15 protein-coding genes are annotated in these 16,823 nt (G+C 64.9%); 2 read left to right on the top strand and 13 right to left on the bottom strand.

Translation table 11 applies throughout. The features are described 5' to 3' along the window. Window positions 1-22: 22 nt before the first annotated feature. The 7 genes from ACRQ5Q_RS25970 to ACRQ5Q_RS26000 form a co-directional block, all read right to left on the bottom strand. Window positions 23-1,132 (bottom strand): polyamine ABC transporter substrate-binding protein, encoded by a 1,110-nt coding sequence (locus ACRQ5Q_RS25970; protein WP_439374868.1) that lies wholly within the window; start codon window positions 1,130-1,132, stop codon window positions 23-25. A 6-nt stretch (window positions 1,133-1,138) separates the two neighbouring features. Continuing rightward, complete coding sequence (locus ACRQ5Q_RS25975; protein WP_439399870.1) at window positions 1,139-2,317, bottom strand: aminotransferase; 1,179 nt, start codon at window positions 2,315-2,317, stop codon at window positions 1,139-1,141. Between the two features lie 21 nt (window positions 2,318-2,338). Then, on the bottom strand, window positions 2,339-2,665 hold the full coding sequence (locus ACRQ5Q_RS25980; RefSeq protein WP_439374867.1) for a rhodanese-like domain-containing protein: 327 nt from the start codon (window positions 2,663-2,665) through the stop codon (window positions 2,339-2,341). 303 nt (window positions 2,666-2,968) lie between these two features. After that, on the bottom strand, window positions 2,969-4,897 hold the full coding sequence (locus ACRQ5Q_RS25985; RefSeq protein ID WP_439374866.1) for a potassium transporter Kup: 1,929 nt from the start codon (window positions 4,895-4,897) through the stop codon (window positions 2,969-2,971). 143 nt (window positions 4,898-5,040) lie between these two features. Next, window positions 5,041-6,939, bottom strand: a complete 1,899-nt coding sequence (locus ACRQ5Q_RS25990) for a potassium transporter Kup (protein ID WP_439392716.1) — start codon at window positions 6,937-6,939, stop codon at window positions 5,041-5,043. Between the two features lie 253 nt (window positions 6,940-7,192). Beyond that, a complete protein-coding gene (locus ACRQ5Q_RS25995; protein WP_439374864.1) occupies window positions 7,193-8,023 on the bottom strand; it encodes a flagellar motor protein MotB in 831 nt (276 codons plus the stop codon). Window positions 8,024-8,047: 24 nt separating this feature from the next. After that, on the bottom strand, window positions 8,048-8,821 hold the full coding sequence (locus ACRQ5Q_RS26000; protein WP_080138159.1) for a motility protein A: 774 nt from the start codon (window positions 8,819-8,821) through the stop codon (window positions 8,048-8,050). 288 nt (window positions 8,822-9,109) lie between these two features. On the opposite strand from ACRQ5Q_RS26000, the gene ACRQ5Q_RS26005 reads away from it, so the two are divergent. After that, entirely contained in the window at window positions 9,110-9,403 is a 294-nt protein-coding gene (locus ACRQ5Q_RS26005) for a hypothetical protein (protein WP_439374863.1), read from the top strand. 17 nt (window positions 9,404-9,420) lie between these two features. On the opposite strand, the gene ACRQ5Q_RS26010 is transcribed toward ACRQ5Q_RS26005, so the two are convergent. The 4 genes from ACRQ5Q_RS26010 to ACRQ5Q_RS26025 all read right to left on the bottom strand — a co-directional run bounded on the left by ACRQ5Q_RS26010 (window position 9,421) and on the right by ACRQ5Q_RS26025 (window position 13,974). Then, a complete protein-coding gene (locus tag ACRQ5Q_RS26010) occupies window positions 9,421-10,140 on the bottom strand; it encodes an RraA family protein (protein ID WP_060737675.1) in 720 nt (239 codons plus the stop codon). 122 nt (window positions 10,141-10,262) lie between these two features. Further along, the gene (locus ACRQ5Q_RS26015) at window positions 10,263-11,144 is read right to left on the bottom strand and encodes a CDP-alcohol phosphatidyltransferase family protein (protein ID WP_439374861.1); all 882 of its coding nucleotides are present in this window, start codon (window positions 11,142-11,144) and stop codon (window positions 10,263-10,265) included. An 85-nt stretch (window positions 11,145-11,229) separates the two neighbouring features. Beyond that, the gene (locus ACRQ5Q_RS26020; RefSeq protein WP_439374860.1) at window positions 11,230-11,928 is read right to left on the bottom strand and encodes a phosphatidylserine decarboxylase; all 699 of its coding nucleotides are present in this window, start codon (window positions 11,926-11,928) and stop codon (window positions 11,230-11,232) included. Between the two features lie 87 nt (window positions 11,929-12,015). Beyond that, window positions 12,016-13,974 (bottom strand): ABCB family ABC transporter ATP-binding protein/permease, encoded by a 1,959-nt coding sequence (locus ACRQ5Q_RS26025; protein ID WP_439392718.1) that lies wholly within the window; start codon window positions 13,972-13,974, stop codon window positions 12,016-12,018. A 201-nt stretch (window positions 13,975-14,175) separates the two neighbouring features. Here ACRQ5Q_RS26025 and ACRQ5Q_RS26030 point away from each other — a divergent pair, with 201 nt between their 5' ends. After that, complete coding sequence (locus tag ACRQ5Q_RS26030; protein WP_026312401.1) at window positions 14,176-14,781, top strand: TIGR00730 family Rossman fold protein; 606 nt, start codon at window positions 14,176-14,178, stop codon at window positions 14,779-14,781. 61 nt (window positions 14,782-14,842) lie between these two features. Here the strand turns inward: ACRQ5Q_RS26030 and ACRQ5Q_RS26035 are convergent, their stop codons facing one another. Together ACRQ5Q_RS26035 and ltrA are read right to left on the bottom strand one after the other, a co-directional pair. Continuing rightward, window positions 14,843-15,220, bottom strand: coding sequence for a VOC family protein (locus ACRQ5Q_RS26035; RefSeq protein WP_439374858.1), 378 nt, complete (start codon window positions 15,218-15,220; stop codon window positions 14,843-14,845). A 54-nt stretch (window positions 15,221-15,274) separates the two neighbouring features. Further along, window positions 15,275-16,654: a group II intron reverse transcriptase/maturase gene (ltrA, locus tag ACRQ5Q_RS26040; protein ID WP_439368145.1), complete on the bottom strand. Its 1,380-nt coding sequence runs from the start codon at window positions 16,652-16,654 to the stop codon at window positions 15,275-15,277. Window positions 16,655-16,823 lie beyond the last annotated feature (169 nt).

A 16,823-nucleotide genomic window follows, 5' to 3' on the forward strand; every position in this document is an offset into this window, starting at 1 on the left:
CATCCCGGAATGACGGCAAAGTTCAGCGCCCCGTCTTCACCTTGGTCCAGAGCCGGTTGATGATGCGCTGCGTTGCCGGCTCGCGCGCCGTGATGACGAACAGTTTTGCGAGCGTCGCCTCGTCCGGATAGATGTTCTTGTCGTTCAGGATTTTCGGATCGACCAGCTTCTGGCTGGCGAGGTTGCCGTTGGCGTAGGACAAGAAGGCCGAGTTCTTCGCGGCGACGTCCGGGCGATACAGATAGTTGATCAGCTCGTAGGCCTCGCTGACGTTCTTCGCATCCGCAGGGATCGCGAGATTGTCGAAGAACATCTGCGCGCCCTCCTTCGGGATGGTGTAGCCGATCTCGACACCGCTCTTGGCTTCGGCCGCGCGGGCACGGGCCTGCATGATGTCGCCGGACCAGCCGACCACGAAGCAGATCTCGCCGGTGGCGAGCGCGCTGAGATATTCCGACGAGTGAAACTTGCGCACGGACGGGCGAACCTTTGCGACGGCGTCGGCGGCCTTCTCGAGGTCGGCCTGCTTGGACGAGTTCGGATCGAGCCCGAGCCAGTTCAGCGCCGCCGGAAAGATGTCGTCGGCGGAGTCGAGCATGTGCACGCCGCAGTCTTTGAACTTGGCGAGGTTCTCCGGCTTGAAGACGATGTCCCAGCTGTCGATCCTGGCATCGGGGCCGAGGATCTGCTTCACCTTGTCGACGTTGTAGCCGATGCCCGTCGTGCCCCACATGTAGTTGGCGGCGTAGGCGTTGCCGGGATCGTAGGTCGCGAGGCGCTGCGTCACGACCGGCCAGGCATTGGCGAGGTTCGGCAGCTTCGACTTGTCGAGCTTCTGGAAGATGTTGGCCTTGATCTGGCGCTGCAGGAAATACGCCGTGGGCACCACGACGTCATAGCCGGACTTGCCGGCCATCAGCCGCGTCTCCAGCGTCTCGTTGGCATCGAAGGTGTCGTAGACCACCCTGATGCCGGTCTCCTTGGTGAAGTTCTCGAGGACATCCGGCGCCATGTAGTTGGACCAGTTGTAGAAGTTGACGACGCGCTCCTCGGCGCCTGCCGGAGGCGAAAGCAACGTCAGCGCGGCGATGGCAAGACCAAGACAAAACCCCGGGCGGCTGACGTTCGTCATCTCTGTCTACCTCTTGCGTCCACGTACCGCGTCCGACAACCGCTCCAATGCGGTGTCGAGCGTCTCGTCCTTCTTGGCGAAGCAGAAGCGCACCACCGAGGTCACGGGGTCCTGCTCGTAGAACGCCGAGACCGGGATCGCGGCGACCTTGTAGTCCTTCACGATGCGCCAGCAGAACTCGGTGTCGCTCTCGTTCAGCCCCAGCGGCGACAGGTCGACGGTGAGGAAATAGGTGCCTTGCGACTTCAGCACCGGGAAGCCGAGGCTCTCCAGCCCCTTGGTCAGGCGGTCCCTGCTCCGCGTCAGGTCCTTGCGCATCGACAGGAAATACTCGTCGGACTTGCCGAGGCCGTAGGCGACCGCGGCCTGCAGGTTCGGCGCGGTGGTGAAGGTCAGGAACTGGTGCACCTTGGCGGCGACGCGCAGCAGCTGTGGCGCGGCGCAGACGAAGCCGATCTTCCAGCCCGTCAGCGAGAAGATCTTGCCGGCCGAGCCGACCTTGATGGTACGGTCGCGCATGCCGGGGATGGTGATCAGCGGGATGTGCTTGTGCTCGTCGAAGGTGACGTGCTCCCAGACCTCGTCGCAGATCGCGATGACGTCGAACTCCTGGCAGTAGCGCGCCAAGAGCTCGAGGTCCTCGCGCGGATACACCACCGCCGATGGATTCAGGGGATTATTGAACAGCACCGCCTTGGTCTTTGAATTGAACACGCTTTTCAGCATGTCCTCATTCAGCCGCCAGTGCGGTGGCTCCAGGCGAACCAGGCGCGGAATGCCGCCGGCCTGGCGGATGATCGGCAAGTAAGAATCGTAGACCGGCTGGAAGCAGACCACCTCGTCGCCGGGCTGCACCACCGCGAGGATGGCCGAGGTCAGCGCCTCGGTGCCGCCGGAGGTGATCATCACCTCGCTCATCGGATCGAGCTTGAGGCCGTGCCAGTGGCCGTAATGGGTCGCGATCGCCTGGCGCAGCTCCGGCAGGCCCATCATCGAGGGGTACTGGTTGTAGCCGTTCAGCGAGGCCTCGGCCGCGGCGCGGCGGATGTCCTCGGGACCGGGATCGTCGGGAAAGCCCTGGCCGAGATTGATGGCGTTGTTGTCGCGCGCGGCCTGCGACATCGCCTCGAAGATGGTGACGGGAAGGTCGGCGAAGACCTTGTTCAGGGACGAGCTCTTGGACATCTTGTTAGACATCGGGGCCGATCAGCCACCGACCTTGCTGGGAAGACCCGCCGCCTTCCAGCCGAGCATGCCGCCGGCCAGGTGCTTGTCGTAAGGCAGGCCCGCCGCCTGCGCCGCCAGCGAGGCGGTCACCGAACGCTTGCCCGAGCGGCAGGCGAACACGACCTGCTTGCCTTGCGGATCGGGGATCGCCTTGGGGTCGAAGGTCGAGAGCGGAACCACGACACCGTAGGGATAGGCCTCGGCCTCGACCTCGTTCGGCTCACGGACGTCGACGAGCAGATAGCGCCCTTCCGCGACACCCTTGGAGACCTCGTCCGGGGTCAGATCCTGTACCTGGTTTGTCACTTCATCCTCCAACGTCGCAAGGCGCATGCCGGGGCGATCCCGGCGCGCGGCAACCTCGCCTCTCGGGAAGCGAAAATCAAGCGCTACAAAGGCTTGAGCTGCGCTGCGCAAGTTAAAGCTAAATCGCAGCGACTTGAAGTGCAGCTTTCGGGATGCCTGAAGCTCCTGCTTCAACTCCCACCACGCGTTCGGTGTCATTCCCCGCGAAAGCGGGGAATCCAGTACGCCGCGGCTTCTCGGCTCTAGCCGCTCCGCCTCTAGGACACCGGATCGCCCGGTCAAGCCGGGCGACGACAGCGGTGGCTAGATCGTCACCTGGGTGCCGACCTCGACGACACGGCCGCTCGGGATCTGGAAATAGTCGGTGGCATCGTTGGCGGAGCGGCTCAGCGAGATGAACAGCCGGTCCTGCCACCGCGGCATTCCGGAATGGGCGGCGGGCTTCAGCGCCCTGCGCGACAGGAAGAACGAGGTCGACATGATGTCGAACTGCCAGCCGAGCTTGCGGGCGATGGCGAGCGCCTTCGGCACGTTGGGCGACTCCATGAAGCCGAACTTCAGCGTCACCTTGGAGAAGGTCGGTGAGATCTGCTCCAGCCTGACGCGCTCGGCCGGATCGATCCGCGGGGTCTGCGCGGTCTCGATGGTGAGAATGACGTTCTTCTCGTGCAGCACCTTGTAGTGTTTCAGACTATGCATCAGCGCGGTCGGGGCGCTGAGCGGGTCCGAGGTCAGGAACACGGCCGTGCCGGGCACCCGCTGCGGCGGCCGCTTCTCCAGCATGGCCACGAGGTCGGCGAGCGGGAACTCGAGCTTGCGCGACTTCTCGAACAGAAGCCTGCTGCCGCGCCGCCACGTGTACATCAGGATGATCATGACCGCGCCGAGCGCCAGCGGCACCCAGCCGCCCTCGAACACCTTGAGCAGGTTCGCGGCGAGGAAGGTCAGGTCGAGGAACAGGAATGGCGCGATCAGGGCGGCGGCTGCGACGGGTGACCAGCGCCAGACCTTCCAGATCACGACAAAGCCCATCATCGCCGTGACCACCATGGTGCCGGTGACGGAGATGCCGTAGGCCGAGGCCAGCGCGCTGGAGGAGCGGAACAGCAGCACCAGCAGCACCACCGCGACCAGCAGCAGCTGGTTGATGCGCGGGATGAAGATCTGGCCGGAATGGGCTTCAGACGTATGGCGAATTTCGAAGCGCGGCAGCAGGCCGAGCTGGATCGCCTGCCGCGTCAGCGAATAGGCGCCGGTGATGACGGCCTGGCTCGCGATCACGGTTGCCATGGTGGCCAGCACGACCATGCTGCCGCGGAAAAAGCCTTGCGGGAAGAGCTGGAAGAACGGGCTGACGATCGCGCCGGGATCGCCGAGCACCAGCGCCCCCTGCCCGAGATAGTTCAGCGCCAGCGATGGCAGCACGATGAACAGCCAGGCGGTCTGGATCGGCCGCTTGCCGAAATGGCCAAGGTCCGCATAGAGAGCCTCGGCGCCGGTCACTGCCAGGAACACCGCGCCCAGCGTCACGAAGCCGATGATGCCGTGGTGGAGCATGAAGGACACCGCGTAAAGCGGGTTCAGCGCGAACAGGATTTGCGGCTGCTCGATGATGGGGTGGATCGCCGCGGCCGCGAGCACCGCGAACCAGACGCACATGATCGGACCGAAGAAGGCGGCAACGCGCGCCGTGCCGCGCGACTGCACCGCGAACAGGCAGACCAGAATCACTACGGTCAGCGGGACGATGTATGGCTCGAACGTCAGGGTGACGTCCTTCATACCTTCGATCGCCGACAGCACCGAGAGCGCCGGCGTGATCACGGCATCGCCGTAGAACAGCGCGCCGGAGATGATGCCGAGCAGGACGATTGTCGCCCCGCCGGCGCCGACTGCGCGCTGGGCCAGCGCCATCAGGGCCAGCGTGCCACCCTCGCCGTTGTTGTCGGCGCGGAGCAGGATCACGACGTATTTGAGCGTCACCACCACGATGAGCGCCCACAGGATCAGGGAGACGACGCCCAGAATGGCCGCCGGCGTCGGGGCGCCTTCCGCGCCCGAAGCCGCCATCACCGCCTCGCGGAACGCGTAGAGTGGGCTGGTGCCGATATCGCCATAGACGACCCCGATGCTGCCGAGCGTCAGGGCGCCGAAACTGGCGGTCGTGTGGGCTTCGCCATGCCCATTGGCCGCCGCCGTTTCCGGGGCGGGAACTGCTACGTCGCTTGTCATGGGAGAGCCCGATGGCCTCTAATAATGCTTCACTGCACAAGGGCGGAAGAGCGCGCGGCTTATAGTCCTGCGCTGCCGGCATAGCCTAGCCCGATTTTGGGCCCTAGCCATGCAAAATTCGCATAGGTCCGGCAGTTGCGTTTTCAGATAGTCACTTGGGTTCCGACTTCAACCACCCGCCCGGTCGGAATCTGGAAATAGTCGGTGGCATCGTTGGCGGACCGGCTCAACGCGATGAACAGGTGGTCCTGCCAGAGCGGCATGCCCGACTGCGCCGAAGCCTTCAGCGATCTTCGCGACACGAAGAACGACGTCGACATGATGTCGAACTGCCAGCCCTGCTTGCGCGCGATGGCCAGGGCCTTGGGGACATTTGGCTGCTCCATGAAGCCGAAGCGCAACCGGACCTTGGAGAACTTGTCGCTGACCTTCTCCATGCGGAAGCGCTCGGACAGATCGACCCGCGGTGTTTGCGCGGTCTCGATGGTCAGGATCACGTTGTGCTCGTGCAGGACCTTGTTGTGCTTGAGATTGTGCAACAGCGCGGTCGGCACGAAAGCGGGGTCGCTGGTCAGGAACACCGCCGTGCCCTTGACGATGTGCGGTGGCCGCTTCTCCAGGCTGCGGATCAGCTCATCCAGAGGCACCTCAATGCGGCGCGTCTTCTGGATCAGGATTCCGGTGCCCTTCCGCCAGGTCCAGATCGTCCCGGCCATGACCACGCCGAACAGCAGCGGCACCCAGGCGCCCTCGAGCAGCTTGAGCAGGTTCGCGCTGAAGAAGGTCATGTCGACCATGACGAAGGGCAGGATCACGAGCGCAGCGGTCGCGGCGCGCCAGTTCCACAGCTTCCAGATCACGATGAAGCCCATGATGCCGTCGGCAACCATCGTGGTGGACACGGCGATACCGTAGGCCGAGGCGAGCCCGCTGGGCGTGCGGAACAGCAGCACCAGCAGCATCACGCCGATCAGCAGCAGCCGGTTCACGCGCGGCAGGTAGATCTGGCCGGCATGGGTTTCGGAGGTGTAGCGCACCTCGAACCGCGGCAAGAGGCCGAGCTGCACCGCCTGATAGACCAGCGAATAGGCACCGGTGATCACCGCCTGGCTCGCGATCACGGTCGCGGCCGTCGCAAGCCCGACCAGCGGCAGCACCAGCTTCTCGGGCACCATGCGGTAGAACGAGTGCTCGATCGCGCTGGGATCGGACAGCACCAGCGCGCCCTGCCCGAAATAGTTGATCAGCAGCGCGGGCAGCACGAAGAACATCCAGGCCGACTGGATCGGCTTGCGGCCGAAATGACCGAGATCGGCATAGAGCGCCTCGCCGCCGGTCACGGCGAGGAACACCGCTCCCAATGTCACCAGGCCGATCGTGCCGTGCGTCAGCAGGAATTGCAGGGCGTAATAGGGATTGATCGCTGCCAGCACCGACGGATCGTCGGCGATGTGGACCGCGCCCATCACCGCAAGGACAGTGAACCAGACCACCATCACCGGGCCGAAGGCGGACGCGACCAGCGCCGTACCCTTGCTCTGTACCGCGAACAGCAGCGCCAGGATCAGGACCGTGAGCGGTACGACGTAGTGCTCGAACGCAGGCGTCGCGAGCTTCAGTCCGTCAACCGCCGACAGCACCGAGATCGCCGGCGTGATCATGGAATCGCCGATGAACATGGAGGCGCCGATGACGCCGAGGGCGAGCAGGAACCAGCTCCGCCGGCCCAGCGCGCGCTGCCCGAGGGCCATCAGCGAGAGCGTGCCGCCCTCCCCGTTGTTGTCGGCGCGCAAGAGCAGCAGGACGTATTTGGCCGTCACGACGATCAGCAGCGCCCACAGGATCAGCGAGAGCACGCCGAGCACGATGACGCGCGAAACCGACTCGCCGCCAGCCGCGCCCCTGACCGCCTCGTGGAATGCGTAGAGTGGCGAGGTCCCGATGTCGCCGAAGACAACGCCGATGCTCCCGAGCGTAAGGGCCCAAAAACCCGAGGTGACCGGCCCTTCATGGGCCTCGGTCTGTGTGATGCTCGCCGCCATGAGAATGGAAAACGCTTCGTCCCTGAATTTGATCCGGCGCCTTTTGACGCTTCCTGCGCGTCTGTCAATCGGTACAGCATAGCAGGCGCGGAGCCGGCTGCTGCGAAGGCGCGGCACACTCGGCGCCGCGCGACGAGATGCCTCAGGTACGATGGTAGCGCAAGGGGGCTTATCGTTTGGGCATGATCCCCGCGCAAAAGCGTCCCGCGTTTGTCGCGTGGGAGACTCGGCGCCCGCTTCTCCGGATGATGCCCTAAGGCTTCAAATTCGGCGGCAGCGGCGGATCTTCGCGCATCAGCGTGATGGTGACGCGCCGGTTGGCGGCGAGCGAGGGATCGTCCGGAAACAATGGCTGGGTGTCCGCCTTGCCGGAGACCGCGAAGATGTGGGAGGCCGGCAGGCCCTCGCGCTCGAGGATCTGTCGCACGGCATTGGCGCGGTCGGCCGACAGATCGAAGGCGCCGTAATCGCTGCGGGTCGGCACGAATCCGGCCGCGGTGTGACCGGCAATGGAGACGCGGAGCGGCGTGGCCTTGAGCGGGACCGCGAGCTTCTCGATCAGACGGCGGGTGCGGTCATAGGGCACCTTGGAGCCGTCGGCGAACATCGAACGGCCGTCCTGATCGACGATCTCCAGGTTGAGGCCCTGCTTGGTCTCCTCGAACATGATGTGCTTGGACATCTCGGTCAGTTCCGGCATGTCCTGCAGGGCCTGCCGCAGCGAGGCCGCGGCCAGCGCGAAATTACGGTCGATCTTCATCTTGGCGCCCGACGTGCGGTCGCGATCCTCCTGGTCCGGCGTCGGCGTGTTGGAGGCATCCTCGGGCTGGATGTGATCGACGTTCTTCAGCCGCGGGCGTGTCGGCAGGCCGTCTGACTCGACGATGCCGGCGTAGCGCGCCTCGCTCTGCACGCCGAAGGCGTCGCGCATCGAGCCGGCGACGATCTTCAGCTTGTTGGCGTCCTGCGTCGAGAACGCGACGAGCATCACGAAGAAGCTCATCATCAGGCCCATCAGATCGGCGAAGGTCACGAACCAGCCGTGACCGCCGCCGTGAGCATCGCCGCGCTTCTTCTTGGCCATCTCGGTTGATCCCGGGGAGCGGCCTTAGGCCGGCACCGGCTCGCCCTCGGCGTGACGATGCTTCTCCGGCAGATAGGCCAGCAGCATTTCGCGCACCAAGGTCGGGCTCTTGGAATCGCGGATCATCAGGATGCCGTCGATGATGAGAGTGCGGTTGGTCTCTTCGTCCAGCAGCTTGCCGTGCAGCTTGTCGGCGATCGGCAGACAGAACAGGTTGGCGACGAGGGCGCCGTAAAGCGTGGCGAGCAGCGCGGTCGCCATGAACGGGCCGAGCTTGGACGGATCGGTCATGTTGGCAAACATCTGCACCATGCCGATCAGCGTGCCGATCATGCCGAACGCCGGGGCGCAGTCGCCGATGGCACGGTAGATCTTGCTGCCCTCGTCGAGGTGCATCAGGAAGTTGTCGCGGTCACGCTCGAGATTGTCGCGGATGAAGTCGAGGTCGTAGCCGTCGGCGACGTAGCGGATGCCCTTGGCGAGGAACGGCTCGTCGGTCTCGACCTTTTCGAGGCCCACCGGGCCCTGCTTGCGGGCGATCTCGGCGATGCGGGCGAGTTCGTCGACGAGGTCGTGGGCCGACAGCCGGCTCATGGTGAAGGCGAACTTGGCGCCGAGCGGGAGGCCGTGCAGCAGCGCCGAGAGCGGAAAGCGGATCATGGTCGCGGAGATCGAGCCCCCGAAGATGATGATCATCGCATGTTCGGAGATGAACATGTGCAGGTCGCCGCCCATGAGGATCATCGCCGTGATGACGATGATGCCCGCCGTGAGCCCAACGCCCGTCATGATATCCATGGGAGACTCCAACGCGTCCGCAACAACGGCCGTCCTGGCCGCTGGCGCGGCCCAACCCCGAACCGCTCGCAAACCCTAGAGCGCCGCCCTTAAAGCCGCGTAAAGGTTAAGTCGGGACAGTGTGCGCTCCGGCGCTGCGATTGCCGTCCAGGAATTTCAACACTTCGCTAACCATAAGCGGGCGCGCTGAAACGACGCTCCGGCTGCGGCCCTGCGCCACATCGAGGCGATCGGTCGTTTGGTATCTTCTGGCCCTGCGACCTGCTCCATCGCGGGAGCCGTTTTGCGATGTTGACGCTGTTCAGTCTTCTCACCGCGTTGCCGGCGCTGCTGGCGCTCCATCTGCTCGAACCGGAACTCGTGCTGCCGGCGTTCAGCATCCTGCTCTTTGTCGAAGCTGCCTTCGCCGTAATCGCAGCACGGTTGATTCACAGCGCCGACAGCGCGGACGACATTACACTGTGGGACCTTGCCGGCGGCTTCACCCTGATTGGATGCGCCGCTGCAGTGCTCGGTGAGCCCGATCAGGTCGCCCTGTTTCTGACCGAACAAGGCGATCCACGGCCGGCGACGCGGCCGTAGATCCGCCCAATCACCTGTCAGTGGATTTCCGCCGAACGCTTCAGCGCGGCCTTCAGCTTCTCCAGCGAGAAGTCGGGACTGCGGGCGATCTCCAGGATCGGCGTCTCGCGGCGACCGCAGAGCTCGGCGGCCTCGGGCAGCTTTGCGGCGACGTCGAGCGGGATCACGATCGCGCCGTGCTGATCGGCGTGGATGAGGTCATCGGACTTCACGGTCATGCCGGCGACGCGCACCTCGCCGCCAAAACTCTCGGCATGCACCCAGGCGTGCGACGGACCGATCGAGCCGGCCAAGGCCTGGAAGCCCGGCGCCCATTGCGGGATGTCACGGATCGAGCCGTCGGTGATGACGCCGAGACAGCCGAGTGCCTTGTGCACGTTGCTCTGCACCTCGCCCCAGAACGCGCCGTAGCCGACATCGGGACCGTCGATGTCCTGGATCACCGAAATGCGCGGACCGTGACCCGTGCCGACATATTCGTAATATTCGATCCGGCGCTTCGACTGCTCCTCGGCGGGGAGCGAGGATTTCAGCACCGAGCGGATCGCGACCGTGCGGGCATAGCCGACGATCGGCGGCAGGTCGGGAAACGGGCAGACCAGTTGCTTGGTGGTGTAGCCGATCAGCCGCCGCTCGGGCGCCACGATCTCCATGGCATTGCAGATCGTCGGGGTATCGTAGCGGCCCAGCGCTTCGAGGACGGAAGCGGGCAGCGGCCCGGTCGCTTTATCAGTCACGGCGTTCTCTCCCAGATTGGCGGTCGCTGTCGGCGCGATGCCGCCGGCACAGGGCGATATAGCCGAGATCAGGCCTCAACCCAACTCGGAGGGTCTCATGGCAGATATCCGCGTGTGGCTGCTCAGTGCAGCCGTCCCGGCCGGTCGTCGTCGTGCGGCGGCTCCGACAATTTCGCTAGCGTCGGCGCCGACGGCGGCGAGGAGATCTCGCCTCCCGCAGGCGCCGTGGCATCCATCGCGCGCGCCTGGTCGCGATAGGATTTGTAGCCGAGCGGCAAAGCGAGAAGATACAGCACCGTGCCGATCGACAGCACCTGCCAGGGATAGGCAATCAGGATTGCAACGAAGACAATCACCGCGACGAACGCCGGCAGCACCAGTTCTGGCGACACGCGCATGCGCTTGGTCTTGCCGGAGAACACCGGCAGGCGCGAGACCATCAGAAAGGCGATCAGCAGCGTATAGGCCGCCGTCACTGCCGCGGGCAGCCGACCGAGATCGAGGAAGGCGACATAGATCGGCAGCAGCACCGTGATCGCGCCGGCCGGCGCCGGCACGCCGGTGAAGAAATTGGCGGCGAAGGCCGGCTTGTTCGGATCGTCCATGGTGGCGTTGAAGCGCGCCAGGCGGAGGCCGCCGGAAATGGCGAACACCATCGCGGCGATCCAGCCGGCATTGCCAAGCTCGTGCAACTGCCAGAAATACAGCATCAGGCCCGGCGCGACGCCGAAATTGACGAAGTCGGCAAGACTGTCGAGCTCCGCCCCGAACTTGGACTGGCCCTTGATCATGCGCGCGATGCGGCCGTCGATGCCGTCGAGCGCGGCCGCGAACACGATGGCGTAGACGGCGAGCGACATCCGCCCCTCGATCGACAGGCGGATCGCGGTCAGGCCGGCGCAGATCGCCAGCAGCGTGATGACGTTGGGCACCAGCATCCGCACCGGAATGGGACGGAACCGCCGGCGGCGGACATCGGGATCTCTCACGTCATAGGGCGTCATGGCTCGTCCTTATCCTAGCGCGAGATATAGCAAGCCCCGTTCCCCTCCGCCATTGCGGCGGAAGGCCCGCAAGGACCGACTTTGGTTAATTGGCGCGGAAGGCGCGGCTGGGGTCCTCGCCGGCCAGGTCGGCCAAGATGGTCTCGCCGGCGATCGCGGTCTGGCCTTCCGAGACCAGCGCCTTGGTGCCGACCGGCAGATAGACGTCGAGTCGGGAGCCGAAGCGGATCAGGCCGAAGCGCTCGCCGGCGCCGATCGCCTGCCCCTCCTTGACGAAGCAGACGATGCGCTTGGCGACGAGGCCTGCGATCTGAACCACGCCGATCCGCGCCGTCGGCGTCGAGATCACCAGCGAGTTGCGCTCATTGTCCTCGCTCGCCTTGTCGAGCTCGGCATTGATGAACAGGCCTGGCCGGTAGGCAATGCGGTCCACCCTGCCCGCGATCGGGCTACGATTCACGTGACAGTTGAACACGCTCATGAACACCGAGATGCGCGGCAGCGGCCGGTCGCCGAGCCCGAGCTCGGCCGGCGGCAGCGCCATGGTGATCATCGAGACGCGGCCGTCGGCCGGCGACACCACGAGCCCCTCGCGCACCGGCGTCACCCGCACGGGGTCGCGGAAGAACAGCGCGCACCACACGGTCAGGATCGTGCCGATCCACCCCAAAGGCGACCACAGCCAGAACAGGATCAGGCTCGCCAGCGCAAAGCCGCCGATGAAGGGATAGCCCTCCTTGTGGATCGGCGGGATCTGACGCTGGATCGAATCGAGAATGGACATCGCTATCTGCCGCCTGGGGTTGTTGGCACGCGGGACGTCCCGCGCGATCGGCGCTTGTTTAGGCCAGAGTTGGGATCGGAGACAAGGTCACTCCGCGGCCGCAGGCGTGGTCAGGACGTCGGCGATCGGCGGCGGCTCCCGGTTGGGCGCCTCGCTGGAATCGGCCATCTTGGCCAGTTTCTCGCGCGCCGCCTCGGCCTCGCGCTGCCTGTTCCACATGCTGGCGTAAAGGCCGCCCTGCGCGAGCAGCCTTGCGTGGGTGCCGCGCTCGGCGATACGGCCCTGGTCCAGCACGATGATCTCGTCGGCACCGACGATGGTCGAGAGCCGGTGCGCGATCACGAGCGAGGTACGGTTTTTGGCGACGCGGTCGAGCGCGCCCTGGATCTCGTGCTCGGTGTGGGTGTCGAGTGCCGAGGTCGCTTCATCAAGCACCAGGATCGGCGGCGCCTTGAGGACGGTGCGCGCGATCGCGACGCGCTGCTTCTCGCCGCCCGACAGTTTCAGGCCGCGCTCGCCGACCTGGGTCTCGTAGCCCTTCGGCGCCATGCGGATGAAATGGTCGATCTGCGCGAGGCGCGCCGCCTCCTCGACCTCGGCGTCGCTGGCGTCCCAGCGGCCGTAGCGGATGTTGTAGCGGATGGTGTCGTTGAACAGCACGGTGTCCTGCGGCACCATGCCGATGGCGCCGCGCAGGCTGGCCTGCGTGACCTCGCGGATGTCCTGGCCGTCGATCAAGATCTTGCCGCCGGAAACATCATAGAGGCGGAACAGGAGCCGCGAGATCGTCGACTTGCCTGCGCCTGAGGGACCCACGATGGCAACGGTCTTGCCGGCGGGCACCTCGAAGCTGATGCCTTTCAGGATCGGCCGCATCGGCTCGTAGGCAAAGCGCACGTCCTCGAACCGCACCCTGCCGGCGGATACCGCCAGCGGCTGCGCGCCGGGCGCGTCCTTGATCTCGGCCTCGCGCCGCAGCACATTGAACATCTTCTCGATATCGATGATCGCCTGCTTGATCTCGCGATAGACCATGCCCATGAAATTCAGGGGCTGGTAGAGCTGGATCATCATGGCGTTGACCAGCACGAAATCGCCGACCGTGTTGGTGCCGTTGCGCACGCCGATCGCGCACATCAGCATGGTCGCGGTCAGTCCCATCGTGAAGATCACGGCCTGGCCGGTATTGAGCACCGCGAGCGAGGTGTAGGTGCGGACGCTCGCCTCCTCGTAACGCTCCACCGACCTGTCGTAGCGCTGCGCCTCGCGCGCCTCGGCGCCGAAATATTTGACGGTCTCGTAGTTGAGCAGCGAGTCGATCGCCTTGGTGTTCGCCTCGGTGTCGGAATCGTTCATCTTGCGGCGGATGCCGATCCGCCACTCGGTCGCGATGTACGTGTAGTACATGTACACCGCGACCGTGATCAGGGTCGCGACCACGTAGCGCCAGTCGAACTGCCAGAGCAGCACGGCCATCAGGAGCGAGACCTCGACGATGGTCGGGATCAGCTGCAGGATCACCATCCGTACGATGACCTCGATGCCCTCGCGGCCGCGCTCGAGCACGCGCGTCAGGCCGCCGGTCTTGCGCTCCAGGTGAAAGCGCAGCGACAGCTCGTGCATGTGGATGAAGGTGATGGTGGCGAGCTTGCGCACCGCGTGCATGGCGACGCGGGCGAAGATGCCGTCGCGCCACTGCGTCAGCACCGCCATCAGGATGCGCATCACGCCGTAGCTCGCGGTCAGCAGCAAGGGCGAGGCGATCACCCAGAGGTGCCAATTGTCGGCCGCGACCGGCGCGGTGTTGGCGCCGGTCAGTGCGTCGGTGGCCCATTTGAAGCTGAACGGCACCGCGAGTGTGATCAGCTTGGCCGCGAGCAGCAGCACCAGCGACCAGACCACCCGCATCTTCAGGTCGAAACGGTCGCCCGGCCAGATATAGGGCCACAGATGCGCCAGCGTGCCCATCAGCGTGGCCCGCTCCAGCGATCCCCCGGCGGGAGGATCAGGAACGTCGGCGCCGTCGAACGATTGGGATTGGTCCATCAAGAAACCTGAAGGCCCGCCGGATGCGGGCGTCGCTGCGATTAACGATTTTCGCTTGTCATATAGAGCCTTCCCGATGCCCGCGCACCCCGCCAGATGGCGAATCTTCGATTGTTTCTCGCCATTTACCGGTAGATTTCCGGGCAGCCCGAATCACCGATTGGGCTTGACGCCTCTTCGCTGCAATGCATCATGGCACCAATGAGCACGATCAAAACCGTCTGCGTCTATTGTGGCTCCGGCCCTGGAACCAATCCCCGCTTCACCGAAGGCGCCAAGGCATTCGGCAAGGCCCTCGCCGAGAACAACATCCGCCTGGTCTACGGCGGCGGCTCGCTCGGCCTGATGGGCTCGGTCGCGACCTCCGTGCTGGATCACGGCGGCACCGTGACCGGCATCATCCCCGAATTCCTGCGGATGCGCGAGAACGCGCTGACGCGCGTGCAGGAGATGATCGTCACCCCCGACATGCACGAGCGCAAGCGGCTGATGTTCGAACGCTCCGACGCCTTCGTGGCGTTGCCCGGCGGCGTCGGCACGCTGGAGGAGCTGGTGGAGCAGCTGACCTGGAAACAGCTCGGCCGTCACGCCAAGCCGGTGCTGCTCGCCAATATCGACAATTTCTGGGAGCCGCTGTTCTCGCTGCTGTCGCACATGCGCCAGACCGAGTTCATCCGCGCCGGCCTCTCGGTCGACATCATCAAGGCCGATCGCGTCGAGGAGATATTGCCGAAGCTGAAAGCGGCCGCGGCACAGATCGCCGAGGCGGAAAAGCAGCTCGCCCCGGAAGTCGCGCGCAAGCTGTAAGAGCTTTTTGCTGGCGCATGATCTTTTCGGAAAACCGCCGCACACTTTTCCGGATCATGCGCTACTCCTGCGGAAACGTCACCGCCTCGATCCGGTTACCATCGGGATCGAAGACGAATGCCGCGTAGTAGCGCACGCGGTCGTGCGGACGGATGCCCGGCGCGCCGTCGGACGCGCCGCCGGCGCACAGCGCGGCTGCGTGAAAGGCGTCGATCTCGGCCGTGGTCTTCGCCCGCAGGCAGATGTGCACGCCGCTCTCCGGCCCGACGTGCGGCATGTTTTCGCGCAAATTGATCCAGAACTCCGGATAGGCCTTGCCGAAGCCCACCGTCCGCGGCCGCGTGACGAGACGCGCGAGGCCGAGCGTTGCGAGTGCGGCCTCGTAGAACTTTGCAGCGCGATCGAGATCGCTGACGCCGACGGAGATGTGGTCGATCATGTGCCGTGCTCCCTCCCCTCGTCATTGCCAGCGAAGCGGTCGCGGTAGGGACGCTCATTGCTGGGCGCCCCCCGCACAGATCCGTACGTGCGGCTTTCCCGCATACGGCTCCCACCTCGGGTGAGTAGCGGTGAAGCGTGTTCGGGGCCAAGGATGGAGGATTTGTGGCTTGGGGAGCAAGTCGGAGGCAAGCCGCGCGACCCGCTGCCACGTGGTCCCGTCAATCTGGCTGCGGCGCCGAAGCATCCGCCTCCATTGTTCGGTGACGAAGTAGCGGAAGGCGCTGAGCGCTCGGCTGTTGGTCGGTACCGCGTGGTAGTTGAAGTACCCGGTAACGACCTGCCGCAGCCATTTGCCCTGTTCGAGCACCGACTGGTGCATACGCCGTCGCATTCCCTGCTTCACGGCTTGCAGTTTCGCCCGCATGCGGTCTTTGCGAGACTTGCGCCTGATCTGGAACTTGCCTTGCTTGGATCGGCTGCAGATGAAGGTGAAGCCGAGGAAGTTGAAGGTCTCCGGCTTGCCGAGCCCGCGCCGCCTGCGGTTGTCCTCCGCATGACGTCCGAACTCGATCAGCCGGGTTTTCTCAGGGTGCAGTGACAGCGCGAACTCCTGCAGCCGTTTGCGCAATTCTTCGAGGAAGTGCCGGGCCTCATTCTCATGCTCGAAGCCGACGATGAAGTCGTCAGCGTAGCGCACGATGATCATGTCACCCGCGGCCTCGCGCCGTCTGAAGCGTTCGGCCCACAGATCGAGGGCATAGTGCAGGTAGATGTTGGCAAGCAGCGGCGAGATCACCGCCCCTTGTGCCGTCCCCTGTTCGCTGACCCTGACCGTTCCTTCTTCGAGAACACCCGCCTTGAGCCATTTGCGGATCAGACGGATGATACGCTGGTCGCCGGTCCGATGTTCGACGAAGCGGATGAGCCATTCCTGGTCCACCATGTCGAAGAACGAGCGGATATCGGCGTCAACAATGAAGTTCACCCGCCGGCTCTCGATTCCGACCAGCAGCGCATCCATCGCATCGTGCGCGCTGCGCCCGGGCCGGAACCCATACGAGAACCCGAGGAAGTCCTCCTCGTAGATCGCGTTGAGCACCGTAGCGGTTGCCCGCTGAACGATCTTGTCCTCGAGGGACGCAATCGCCAGCGGTCGCTGCCGCCCATCCTGCTTCGGGATATGGACCCGCCGCGACGGCTGCGGCCGGTACGCTCCCCGGTGAACACGAGCATGCAGGTCCTCAAGATTGGCCTTGAGGTCTTGCTCGTAGTCCCGCCACATCATTCCGTCCACACCCGGCGCGGCATGCTTCTTCAGCGCGAAGAACTCCGCCTCGAGCAGTTCAGGCGTGATGTGGTGAAGCAGCGCAGTGAACCTCTCCTTCTTCCTTTCCCTTGCAGTTCGCCGTATGCGTTCCAACGCCTGTGTCACGCTTGTCCGGCTCGGCGTCCGGGGCGTGCTTTGCTGGTCCGCATTCCCCTTGGTCGCGGCCCTTCGCTCCACCAACTCCTCCGCGGATCGCTCCGCTTCGTTCGCAGGCTTCGACGCTACTACGGCCGCGTCCGACTTCCCGCATCCGTTCGTCATCGGCTTTGGCTCC

It is taken from the genome of Bradyrhizobium sp. PMVTL-01 (genome assembly GCF_051861855.1).
GTDB lineage: Bacteria > Pseudomonadota > Alphaproteobacteria > Rhizobiales > Xanthobacteraceae > Bradyrhizobium.